Here is an 11,513-nt window from a genome sequence, read left to right on the forward strand (position 1 = left end):
GCGAGTTCTTTCCGGCGTGCAGACATGCCGCAGGACCCGAGGCGCCGTCGGCCGGATCGAAGTGCGGGGAGGGGGTCCGTCCCGTCGTGATCGACGTGACTCCAGCCCTCGAGACACACACACCCGTCGCGGCCACATGCCGCGCTGTCGAGAGCTGACCTCCCTACATTAGTCGCGAACCCGGAGGGACGCCAGCCCCGCACGGATGCTCCCGATAGGTTGGGCGCGATGCCGTCTCCCGTCCGTCAGCGCCGTCACGCCCGCGGTGTCGCACGCGTCGGGAACCACCGACGGCTCCCGGCCCTCACCACGGTCGTGCTCGCGCTCGTGCTCGTGCTCACCGGATGCGTCCAGGGCCCCACCGGCGACACGAACGCCACGGTCGACGCGGGACCGGTGATCTACCCGCTGTCGCTGCGGTACCCGGACGTCCGGACCGTGTCCGACGTCGCGTACGGCGAGGACCGGCTGCAGCGCCTCGACGTCTGCCTGCCCGCCGGGCACGCGGCCGCCGCGGCGACCGCGACCGCTGCTCCCCTGCCGGGTGGCGGGGTCGGCGCGCAGGCGGGACAGGGCAGCACCGACCGCCCTGCCGTCATGATGATCCACGGCGGCAGCTGGTCACACGGTGACAAGGCGACCGCGGCCTACCACGCGGTGTGCGAGTACTTCGCGTCCCAGGGCTTCGTGGTGTTCGACGTCGACTACCGCCTGGCGCCGACGGACCCGTTCCCCGCCGGACTCGACGACGTCCGGCGGGCCCTCGACTGGGTGTTCCGCGCGACGACGCTCACCCGGTTCCGCGTCGACCGGGAACGCGTGGGGGTGTTCGGCGGGAGCGCCGGCGGGAACCTCGCCGCGATGCTCGCGGTGCAGGACCACGCGTCGACCGCGTACGCGAACGGGGACCGGATCCGGGCCGTCGCGGAGCTGAGCGGGCCCTCGGACCTGACCGCGGCCTCCACGGGCGCCGGCGGCGTGACGCCGTCGTTCGCTCGGAAGCAGCTGCTCTACCTGGGATGCACCCGCTACGCCGACTGTCCGGCGGCGCGGCGGGCCTCCCCCGTCGACGACGTGACCGCGCAGACCCCGCCCTTCTTCATCGGGCACAGCACCCACGAGTTCATCCCGCTGTGGGAGTCGCAGCACCTGGCGCGCGCCCTGCGACGGCACGGCGTCCCCGTGACCCTCGTCGAGGTCCGCGGCACCGCGCACTCGATCGCGCAGCTCGACCGCGCGATGAGCGAACGGGTCGTCGCGTACTTCCGTCGCCGACTCGGCTGACGCCCGACAGGGCGCGGGGCGGGGGGGACATGACGACGGCCCCGCTCCTCCCGGGAGGAACGGGGCCGCTTCCGTGGGAAGGTGTCAGTCCCAGCCGCGCGGGTCCTCGTCGGTCGCGGTGACCCAGTCGAGGAGCACGGCGGCGAGGGAGCAGATGAACGCGATCGCCGCGACCTCCGCGACGATCGAGCGGTGGTGCTCGACCACACCGAGCGCGGCGAACACCACGGTGACGATGAACGAGATGCCGAGCAGCAGCTCCGCACCGGTGTGGATGTACGTCATCCCGGACCACTCGGTGGTCGCGCGCTGGGCTCTCGGGACGTCGCGGATGGTCACGACCACCAGTGTCGGCGGTGGGAGCACCCTGTGACAGTCCCGAGAGCGGGTGCCGCTCGATCGGGGGTCAGTGCCGCGGGTGGTGGGCCTCCCGCGCACCGGGGACCGACACGGGCACGCTCGTCCGCACGTCCGTGAACCGTTCCCGCCGACGCTCGACCACGTAGTAGAGCGCCGGGAGGACCACGAGGGTCAGGAGCGTCGACGACACGAGGCCTCCGATCACGACGAGCGCGAGCGGCTGCGAGATGAACCCGTTGTGTCCGGTGATGCCCACCGCCATCGGCACGAGCGCGAAGATCGTGGCGAGTGCCGTCATCAGGATCGGCCGGAGACGTCGGGCCGCGCCCTCCACGAGCGCCTCGCGGACGCGCAACCCCCGTCGCCGGTACTGGTTGACGAGGTCGATGAGCACGATCGCGTTCGTCACGACGATGCCGACGAGCATGAGCACGCCGATGAGCGACGCGACGCCGATCGGGATGCCCGACGCCACCTGCAGCAGGATCGCGCCGGTCGCCGCGAACGGGATCGACACGAGCAGAAGGAGCGGCTGGAGCAGGCTGCGGAAGGTCGCCACCATCACGACGTAGACGATGAGGATCGCGATGAGCGCGGCGAGGAGCAGCTGTCGGAACGCCGACGACTGGCTCGATGCGACACCGCCGATGGAGGCCTCAGCGCCCTTCGACAGGTGGAGGCCGTCCACGGCGTCGGTCACGGACTGCGTCGCGGCGCCGAGGTTCGTCGCCGACGGCGTGACCGTGATCGTCGCCGTGCGCACCGCGTTCGAGGTCGTGACCGTGGTCGGACCGTTCGACTGGTCGACCGTGGCGACGGACGACAGCCGCACGGCACCTGCGGCAGTCGGGATCGACAGGTCGCGCAGGGCCTGCGCGCTGGTCGGCGGGTGCGGGTTCTCGATGTACACGTCGAGTGTCTGGTCGCCGAACTCGACCGTCCCCTTGTCCTGCGGCGACACCGATGCCGCGACGATCCCGCCGACCTGGGTCTCGGTGAGGCCCGCCGCGGCCGCCTTCGCGCGGTCGACACGGACGGCCAGGTAGGGCTGCGCGGCGGACAGGTTGCTCGACGCCCCCGTCGTGTTCGGCACGTCCTGCATGGCGTGGAGCACCTGCTCGGCCGCCGACCGGAGCCGCGCCTGCGTCGGGGCGGTCACGTCGACGTCGATGTCCGACGTCGACCCGAAGCCCGAGGTCGAGGCGAGCGAGACCGTCCCGACGCCGGAGAGCGCCCGGAGCCGGGCACGCGCCCGGGACTGCAGGGCCGTCTGGTCCGCGCTGTCGTCCGTGGTGACGGAGTACGTGATCGACGCGCTCCCCCCACCGCCGAAGGCGGCCTGGATCGAGTTGCCGCTCGAGCCGATCGTCACCTGGACGGTGTCGACGCCGTCCACGTCACGCAGCGCGCGCTCCACCCGGCGCGCCGAGCGGGACTGCTCCGCGAGGCTCGTGGCCGGTGCGAGCGACTGGCTCACCGTGAAGGTGTTCTGCCCGGAGTCGCCGAGGTAGTTCGTCTTGACGAACGGGAGCGCAGCCGCGGTGCCACCGAGGACGAGGACGGCGAGGACGAGGACGAGCGCCGGGAACCGCAGCACCCAGTCGAGCACGGGCAGGTAGCCCCGGCGCAGGCGGTCGCGGTGCCCGGCGTCGTGCAGGTCCGCGGCGCTGCCGAGCGTCGTGTCGACGGACGAGGCCCCCGCGGCGAACCGGGACTCGGCCGCCACCAGTTCGGCGGGCGCCGCGCGGTGTGCTCCGACGGGGTCGACCGGGGCCGTGTCGGCGGTCGCGGACTGGTACTGCCCGGATCCCCGTCCGGGCCGGAGCCACCAGTACGCGAGCACCGGCACGATCGTCAGCGCGACGAGCAGCGACGCGGCGAGCGCGATCGACACGGTGAGCGCGAACGGCCGGAACAGCTCGCCGACGAGCTCCTGCACGAACGCGACCGGCAGGAACACCACGACCGTGGTCAGTGTCGACGCGGTCACGGCACCGGCGACCTCGCGGACGCCGTCGAGCACCGCGCGCAGCCGGTCGACGCCCGGTTGCATGTGCCGCTTGATGTTCTCGATGACGACGATCGAGTCGTCGACCACGCGGCCGATCGCGATCGTCAGGCCGGCGAGGGTGATGATGTTGAGCGTGTACCCGGCGGCCTCCATGCCGATCGCGGTGAGCAGCACGCTCGTCGGGATCGAGATCGCGGTGACCAGGGTCGAGCGCCACGACAGCAGGAACACGAGGATCACGACGACCGCGAACCCGAGTCCGAGCAGGCCCTCCTCCGCCAGGGAGTCGATGGACTGCTCGATGTAGGGCGCCTGGTCGAACACGACGGTGAACCGCGGCGAGCCGTCGACCTTCGCCTCGATACCGGGGAGCGCGTCCTGCACGGTGCGGGAGACGTCGACGGTGTTGGCCTCTTGCGTCTTCGTGATGGCGATGGTGAGCGCGGGCTTGCCGTTCACCCGGCTGATCGACGTGCGCGGGGACTCGACGAGCCTCACCTCGGCGACGTCGCCGATCGTGGTCGCGACGCGGGCGCCGGCCAACGGGAGGTCGCGGATGTCGCCGACCGACCCGAGGCTCGACCCGGTCTGCACCGACAGGGTCCGGCCGTGCTCGGTGATCGTGCCGCCCGGGACGAGCGTGCCGTTGTCGTCGAGGGCGTCGCTGATCGCGGTCTGTGCGACGCCGCGCTCGGCGAGTTCCGTCTGGTTCGGCGTGATGACGATGCGGCGTCCGGGGTTGCCGTAGACGTCGGCCTCACGCACCCCGTCGAGCTTCTCGAGGTCCGGCACCGCGGTCTTGTTCAACCGCCCGACCAGGGTCTGCTCGCTCGTGCCGGGTTCGGAGACCGCGAGCTGGAGGACCGGGATGTCGTCGAACGACCCCGTGACGATCTGGGTCTGGACGCTGTTGGGCAGGTCGAGGGCGTTGACGACCGTCTGGATCTTGTCCTCGGCGCTGGCGAGGTTCGACCCGTACTGGAACTCGGCCGACACGACGCTCTGGCTCGTCGACGACGTCGCGGTGGTGTCCTTGAGATCGGGGACGGCCTGGATCCCCTGCTCGATCTTGGTCGACACGTCGTTCGACACGACCTCGGGCGTCGCGCCGGGGTAGGTGCTGACGATCGCGACCTGGGGGAACTCGACGCTCGGGATCAGCTCCTGCTTGAGGCTCGTGAGGGCGACCCCACCGAAGATCGCGACGACGATGGTGACCAGCGCGATGAGGGCGCGGTTGCGCAGGCTGAGAACCGAGAGGAGGTGCACCGGTCGATCCTCCCAGCGGGGCCTGACACCGCGCCCGGCCGGACGTGCCCCGCGGGTCGACCGCCGGTCAGACCACGAGGAGCGCGCCGAGCACGCCGGCGGCCCCGACCACGCCCGTCCCGAGCGCGACGACGCGGCCGATCGGGCTGCGACCGGCGACGACCGCGGCGACGACGCAGAGGACGCCGCCGACGACCTCGGAGGTCCAGGCCGTGCTGCTCGTCGTCGCCGCGACGACCAGGAGTCCCCGGATCCCCTCACCCACGAGGACGGCGCCGACCACGCCGGCCGCCGCACCGCGGACCCGGCCGTCACGGGACACGACGCCGACGGCGACGAGTCCGGCGAGGACGCCCGCGGGGACCCCGAGGAGTTCCCATGTCCCGAACGGGGACAGCGCGTCGGGTCGACCGGCGAGCACGGTCGCGGCCCAGTAGCCGACGTGCATGAGTTCGAGACACATGACCCCGAGCGCCGCCGCCCAACGCGCGCCGGGTCGGACCACGAGCACCAGGAGGACCGCGGCGACGAACCACGGGCCGGCTGCGTTCGACAACGTGGCGACGAACGCCGACCCGCTCTGGCCGATGCTCGTGAGCATCCCGACGAGCAGGGCCCCGGCGAGCGCGACGACGACCCCGGCGGGACGCGGGAGCGCGCCGGATCGCGGGGGGACGACGACGCGACGGGGCAGGACCGGTGCTTCCATGCCTCCAGGATCGGCGAGGGCGGCTCGCTCGGCATCCGCCGGACGGATGACCCTTGATCGCCCCGTCCCAGGGGCGTACGGTTGCCGGCACGACAACGCGATACATCGCGAGATCGGAGTGCACCATGGCGCAGGAGAAGTGGCTCGTCGACGAGCCGAAGGTCATCGACACCGGGGTGGTCCGGCAGCTCAAGGTCGGCCTCGTCGGGGGTCAGGTCGACGTCGTCGCGCACGACGAACCCACGGCGCGGGTCGAGGTCCACGCCGTCTCGGGGCGGCCGCTGCGGGTCGAGATGGACGCGGGCGTGCTCACCGTGGACCACGCCCAGGTCCGCTGGGACGACCCCCTCGGCTTCCTCCGGGCCTTCCGCGGTCAGGAGTCCGCGGACGTCAGCATCCTCGTTCCGCGGCAGGTGGCACTGACGCTCGGGGTCGTCTCGGCCGGCGCACTCGTCTCGGGGCTGACGCACGACGCGGCGCTCCACGCGGTGTCCGGCGACCTCGTCGTCGACCGGGTGAGCGGCGACCTCCAGGTCAACAGCGTCTCGGGCACCGTGACCGTCCGCGAGCACGCGGGCGCCCTCGCCGTGCGGACGGTCTCCGGCGACGTCGCCGCCACCGGCGCGGTCACCCGGCTCACGGCGGACGGCATCTCGGCCGACGTCCTGCTCGACCTGCAGGGGGTCCCGGACGGCGTCCGGGTCAGCACGGTCTCGGGCGCGGTGAGCCTCCGGCTCGCGGACGGCGTGGGGTACGCGTGCTCCGTGACCACGGCGACCGGACGCCTCCAGTTCGACGACGACGAGGTGCGGGGTGTGCACGGCCCGTACACCCGCCGGTCCGGCACGCTCGAGGGGCGCTGGGCCGACGTGCGCGTGGCCACGGTGTCCGGCCGGTTCGCGCTGTTCCACGCGGACCCGGAGCCGAGCGCCGCGAGCCCGACGGCGGGCGCGACGGCGGGCGCGACGGCGGGCGCGACGGCGGGCGCGACGGCCACGGACGACACCGACGGCACGTGGACGACGGACGGCACCGAGGGGCTCGGCGCATGAGCCCGGTGTTCGCTCACGGGCAGCTCCGCCTGTACCTGCTCGTGCTGCTCGCGGAGCGCCCGATGCACGGCTACGAACTCATCCAGGCGCTCGGCACCCGGTTCGGCGGCGTGTACGTCCCGAGCGCCGGGACCGTGTACCCCCGTCTCGGCAAGCTGCAGGAGGACGGCCTCGTGACCAGCGAGGCCGACGGCCGCAAGACCGTCTACGCGATCACCGAGGCCGGTCGCGACGAGTTGGCCGCGCGCCAGGACGAGGTCGCCGACCTCGAGTCCGGCGTCACCGACTCGGTGCGCTCCCTCGCGGACGGCGTGCGCGCCTCGGTCGGCGAGGCGATGCGGTCGCTCCGCGCCGACCTCGCCGCGTCCGCTCGACCGGCCGCCCCGCACCGATCGGGTCCCCACCCGGCGGGGGCGCCGACCTCGACGCCGAACGAGGGCGCCCGGTCCCTCCGCGAGGTCGAACTGCTCCTCGCGACGTTCCGTCAGGAGGTCCGGGCCGAGGCCCGCCGACGCGCGACCCGGGGCACGCTCACGCCCGAGGTCGTCGCCGCCCTCCGCCGAGGACTCGACGGGATCCGGTCGACACTCCGGGACTGATCGGGAACAACGGGGACGGGTGCCGTGTTGACAGCCCCTCCATCCTGAGTAGGTTGTCCCCTCGTGACGAACGAGATCCGGTCGCTCAAGGCCCGGTTGATCGGGGATCCACTGCCCTCGCAGCAGCTCGAGGGTCAGCTCCTCCCGAAGCACCTCGCGCTCCCGATCTTCGCGAGTGACCCGCTGTCGAGCGTCGCCTACGCGCCGCAGGAGCTCCTCATGATCCTGCTGCTCGGCGGGATGTCGTTCCTGACGTTCGCGCCGTGGGTCGCGGCCCTGGTCGTGCTCCTGCTCGTCGTCGTCGTGGCGTCCTACCGCCAGCTCATCAAGGCGTACCCGTCGGGCGGCGGGGACTACGAGGTCGCGCACCGGAACCTCGGCGAGAAGGCCGGGCTCGTCGTGGCCTCCGCCCTGCTCGTCGACTACGTGATGACCGTCGCCGTGTCGGTCGCCTCGGGCGTGGACAACATCATCTCGGCGCTGCCGATGCTCGACGAGTTCCGCGTCGAGCTCGCGCTCGTGTTCGTCGTCCTGCTCGCCGCCGTGAACCTGCGCGGGGTGCGCGAGTCGAGCAAGGCGTTCGCGATCCCGACCTACCTGTTCGTGGCGAGTGTGTTCGTCATGGTCGTCACGGGCCTGGTCCGCACGGCCCTGGGGCACGCCCCGGTCGCCGAGAGCGCCGGGTACACGATCGCGAACACCGGGAGCGTGACGCGCGCCGCGTTCGTGCTGCTGCTCCTCCGCTCGTTCGCGTCGGGGTGCTCCGCCCTCACCGGCGTCGAGGCCATCGCCAACGGGGTGCAGGCGTTCCGCCGCCCGAAGATCCGCAACGCCCAGACGACGCTCGTGTTCATGGGCGGCATCGCGATCGTCCTGTTCGTCGGCCTCGTCGCGCTCTCGCTCATCGCGCACGTGCACTACGCCGAGAGCGCGTGCGACCTCCGGGGCTTCGCGCACTGCACGACGACGCCCCAGCGGTCCCTCATCGCGCAGATCGCCGCGGCGACGTTCGGTGGGGGCAGTGTCCTGTTCTTCGTGATCCAGGCGACCACCGCGGCCGTGCTGCTCCTGGCGGCGAACACCGCGTTCAACGGGTTCCCGCTGCTCGGGTCGATCCTCGCCCGCGACTCGTACGCCCCGAAGGCCCTGTCGACCCGGGGCGACCGGCTCATCTACTCGAACGGCGTGATCGTCTTGGCGCTCGTCGCCGCGGCACTCCTCATCGTCTACCGGGCGAACGTCACGGCGCTCATCCAGCTGTACATCATCGGCGTGTTCGTGTCGTTCACGTGCGGGCAGACGGGCATGGTCCGGCACTGGCTCCGGCTGCTCGCGACGGACCCGCCGAACCGCGGGCAGATCTGGCGCAGCCTGTCGATCAACGCCACGGGCGCGTCGTTCACCTTCGTGGTGCTCGTCGTCGTCACCATCACGAAGTTCACGCACGGCGCCTGGCTCGTGTTCGTCATCATGCCGGTACTGTTCCTGCTCATGCTCGGCGTGAACCGGTACTACCGCGACGTCTCGCACGAGATCGCCGCCGACGACGAGACCCGGTTCGGCGCCACGGGCGACCACGCGATCGTGCTCGTCAACAAGCTGCAGAAGCCGGTGATCAAGGCCCTCGACTACGCGATCGCGGCCAAGCACGCGTCGTTCGAGGCCGTGCACGTCGCCATCGACGAGGCCGACGCCGCGACCCTGCAGCAGCAGTGGCGCGACTACGGCATCACGTGCCCGCTCACCATCGTGCCGAGCCCCTACCGCGACATCTCGATGCCGCTCATCAAGCACATCAAGGCGCACCGCCAGGAGCACGGCGCCGAGGTCGTGACCGTCTACACGCCCGTCTTCGTCGTCGGACACTGGTGGGAGGCCCTGCTCCACAACCACCGCGGGCGCCGGATCCGCAAGAAGTTGCTCCTCGTGCACGGTGTCACCGTCGCCCTCGTCCCGTGGCTGCTCGACTCCTCGGAGCTGCTGTACGGCCGCCGCTCGCGGCCGCTGCCCGGCCAGGAACGACGCGGCGAGCCGATCCGGCCGCAGGTGCACCGCGGCGCCGAGCAGACGAACCGCGGCACCGAGGACCTCCTCCGGACCGACCGGCTGCTCCGCTCGGACCAGCGGAACAGCGTGCACGTCCGCCGTGCGACGCGACCGGCGGGCCCCGCCGAGGGCGTGGACCCGGCGGGCGACTGCGGCGAGCTGCCCGCGCTCGTCCCCGCCGCGCACGGCCGCACCCCCGCTTCGCACGACTGACCGGGTCCGACCCGGGCCCGGACCCGGACCCGGACCGGGACGTAGGATGGCCGACCATGACCGACTGGACGACGAGCGCGCCGGAGGCGCTCCGGACCTACGCGACGCTCGACAGCCACGGCGGCAAGGTCTCCAAGCGGGTCGAGGTGCTGACGGACGTGCTGTCCTCGGCCGCTGACCGGCGCCACGACGGCATGGTCGCCGTCCGCGGCCCCTGGCCCACGGGCGCGCTCGACGAACACGCCGAGGACGGCGCCGAACTCGTCCGCGGCACACCGACCGTCGGCTGGGTCGACCCCGCGACGCTCCGCGACTGGTACCGGCCCGACCTGGTGATCGTGCCCCTCCCCGAAGCGCACGGTGCCGGACTGCGCCCCGGGCTCTTCGCGGACACCCGCACGCGCGGTCGCGTCCGCATCGACGACCGGGAGGGTCACGTCGGCCCCGACGGTCGGCCCGCGTTCCGCGCGTTGGCCGGGTCGCCCGGGGACCTCCGGCTCGACGCTCCCCTGCCGCGGGACGAGGTCGTCCGCGTCGTCGAGGTGCGCGACGACGCCCGGACCGAGGACGGTGCATCGGCCGTCGCGGTGCTCACCACGCCCGTGTTGCCCGTGCTCGCGCCCGGGGTCTACCCCGACCACGCTGGCGACCGCGCGGGTCTACCGCCCGCGCCCGCACCCGGGTCGGTCCGTGTCCGTGCCTTCTGGGTGGAGCAGGGCGAGCGGGCCGAGATCGTCCGCCTCGACGCCCCCGCGAACACCATGTGGGTCGACCGCGGCCACCGGGGTCCGGTGCCCGTGGCGGTCTCCGGCGTCGGGCCCGACCTGGTCCGGTACGTCACCGAGGCCGTCGCCGCGTAGGCGTACCCCGCTCGGTCCCGGCCGTCGAGGTGCGTGTCGGGGGTGCGGCGTAGCCTCCCGGGCATGAGCAACGCAGACGACCACGCCGGCGAGACCCTCGGCGGCCCCCGCCCCGACCCCTCGACCACCGCGAGCAAGGACCCGTCGGACTGGGTCACCGGTGACGAGCCGATGACCGGCCCGCAGCGCAGCTACCTGGACACGCTCGCGCGTGAGGCCGGTGAGGAACTCCCCGCCGACCTGACCAAGGCCGAGGCGTCCGAGAACATCGACCGGCTGCAGCAGGAGACCGGGCGCGGGCAGGACTGACGCCGCTGCCGGTGCCGGTGCCGGTGCCGTGTCTCCGGCTCAGGACGCCCCGCGCTCGAGCCGGGCGAGCACGCGCCGCGCGATCGACCGCCCCGCACGGTCGGCCCCGAGCGTCGACGCCTGCGGCCCGTACCCCGCCAGGAACACCCTCGGGTCGCGGATCGCCTCGCCCTCGGCCACCTCGATCCCGCCCGCCGGGGTCCGCAGCCCGAGCGGACCGAGGTGCCGGACGTCCGGCCGGAACCCCGTGGCCCAGATGATCGCGTCGGCGTGGTGGAACGACCCGTCGGCGAACCGCACGCCGTCGGGCTCGATGCGCTCGGGGACCGGGCGCGGGACGAGCACGCCACGATCCAGGCCACTCCGGATGCGCGGTGACACCGGAACGGCCGTCCCGTGGACGATGCTCGGCAGGACCGAACCCGCTCGGGCAGCTGCGTCCTGCTCGGCCACGGCGGCCACGGCGGACTCCACGCCGAGCGTCGACTCGTCCCGCCAGTCGACCGGACGGCGGGTGCACCACGTGACCGAGGCCGCCACGCCGTCGAGCTCGAGCACGAAGCCGATCGCACTCGTGCCGCCGCCGACCACGACCACGTCCTGGCCCCGGAACTCCTCGGCGCTGCGGTAGCCCGTGGTGTCGAGCTGCCGACCGGCGAACCGGTCGCGGCCCGGGTACCACGGCACGAAGGGCGTGCCCCACGTGCCGCTGGCGTTCACGAGCACGGCGGTCCTGAGTTCGCCCGAGGCGCCGTCAGCTGCTCGGAGGGTCGCCACGAGGTCACCCGCCCACCCGCGGTC

Annotated in this window: 10 protein-coding genes; 6 read left to right on the forward strand and 4 right to left on the reverse strand. The window is 72.8% G+C overall.

Annotation, left to right across the window (positions count from 1 at the left end; all coding sequences use genetic code 11):
• The first annotated feature begins 228 nt into the window (after positions 1-228).
• Positions 229-1,284: an alpha/beta hydrolase gene (locus DEI86_RS10670; protein WP_111049507.1), complete on the forward strand. Its 1,056-nt coding sequence runs from the start codon at positions 229-231 to the stop codon at positions 1,282-1,284.
• Positions 1,285-1,368: 84 nt separating this feature from the next.
• On the opposite strand, the gene DEI86_RS10675 is transcribed toward DEI86_RS10670, so the two are convergent.
• The 3 genes from DEI86_RS10675 to DEI86_RS10685 form a co-directional block, all read right to left on the reverse strand.
• Positions 1,369-1,623, reverse strand: a complete 255-nt coding sequence (locus DEI86_RS10675; protein ID WP_146242790.1) for a hypothetical protein — start codon at positions 1,621-1,623, stop codon at positions 1,369-1,371.
• 67 nt (positions 1,624-1,690) lie between these two features.
• On the reverse strand, positions 1,691-4,924 hold the full coding sequence (locus DEI86_RS10680; RefSeq protein WP_111049508.1) for an efflux RND transporter permease subunit: 3,234 nt from the start codon (positions 4,922-4,924) through the stop codon (positions 1,691-1,693).
• A 67-nt stretch (positions 4,925-4,991) separates the two neighbouring features.
• Entirely contained in the window at positions 4,992-5,633 is a 642-nt protein-coding gene (locus tag DEI86_RS10685) for a DUF6518 family protein (RefSeq protein WP_111049509.1), read from the reverse strand.
• 125 nt (positions 5,634-5,758) lie between these two features.
• On the opposite strand from DEI86_RS10685, the gene DEI86_RS10690 reads away from it, so the two are divergent.
• The 5 genes from DEI86_RS10690 (at position 5,759) to DEI86_RS10710 (ending at position 10,712) form a co-directional block, all read left to right on the forward strand.
• Positions 5,759-6,685 (forward strand): DUF4097 family beta strand repeat-containing protein, encoded by a 927-nt coding sequence (locus DEI86_RS10690; protein WP_111049510.1) that lies wholly within the window; start codon positions 5,759-5,761, stop codon positions 6,683-6,685.
• Positions 6,682-7,284, forward strand: coding sequence for a PadR family transcriptional regulator (locus DEI86_RS10695; protein ID WP_111026518.1), 603 nt, complete (start codon positions 6,682-6,684; stop codon positions 7,282-7,284). The genes DEI86_RS10690 and DEI86_RS10695 overlap by 4 nt, the downstream gene beginning before the upstream one ends.
• Before the next feature lie 63 nt (positions 7,285-7,347).
• Positions 7,348-9,543 carry an APC family permease gene (locus DEI86_RS10700; RefSeq protein ID WP_258376518.1) on the forward strand — a complete coding sequence of 732 codons (2,196 nt, stop codon included), beginning with the start codon at positions 7,348-7,350 and terminating at the stop codon, positions 9,541-9,543.
• A gap of 56 nt (positions 9,544-9,599) precedes the next feature.
• Complete coding sequence (locus DEI86_RS10705; RefSeq protein WP_111049511.1) at positions 9,600-10,403, forward strand: hypothetical protein; 804 nt, start codon at positions 9,600-9,602, stop codon at positions 10,401-10,403.
• Between the two features lie 63 nt (positions 10,404-10,466).
• Entirely contained in the window at positions 10,467-10,712 is a 246-nt protein-coding gene (locus DEI86_RS10710; protein ID WP_111010194.1) for a DUF3072 domain-containing protein, read from the forward strand.
• Positions 10,713-10,751: 39 nt separating this feature from the next.
• Here the strand turns inward: DEI86_RS10710 and DEI86_RS10715 are convergent.
• Positions 10,752-11,513, reverse strand: a 762-nt coding sequence (locus tag DEI86_RS10715; protein WP_111049523.1) for a pyridine nucleotide-disulfide oxidoreductase, incomplete at its 5' end; no start/stop codon positions are given.

This window comes from Curtobacterium sp. MCBD17_028 (genome assembly GCF_003234875.1).
Lineage (GTDB): Bacteria > Actinomycetota > Actinomycetes > Actinomycetales > Microbacteriaceae > Curtobacterium.

Excerpts from the sequence above, each read along its gene's own strand:
- DEI86_RS10685 (WP_111049509.1), bottom strand. The coding sequence starts at position 5,633 with ATGGAAGCACCGGTCCTGCCCCGTCGCGTCGTCGTCCCCCCGCGATCC.
- DEI86_RS10670 (WP_111049507.1), top strand. The coding sequence starts at position 229 with ATGCCGTCTCCCGTCCGTCAGCGCCGTCACGCCCGCGGTGTCGCACGC.
- DEI86_RS10695 (WP_111026518.1), top strand. The coding sequence starts at position 6,682 with ATGAGCCCGGTGTTCGCTCACGGGCAGCTCCGCCTGTACCTGCTCGTG.
- DEI86_RS10705 (WP_111049511.1), top strand. The coding sequence starts at position 9,600 with ATGACCGACTGGACGACGAGCGCGCCGGAGGCGCTCCGGACCTACGCG.
- DEI86_RS10710 (WP_111010194.1), top strand. The coding sequence starts at position 10,467 with ATGAGCAACGCAGACGACCACGCCGGCGAGACCCTCGGCGGCCCCCGC.
- DEI86_RS10690 (WP_111049510.1), top strand. The coding sequence starts at position 5,759 with ATGGCGCAGGAGAAGTGGCTCGTCGACGAGCCGAAGGTCATCGACACC.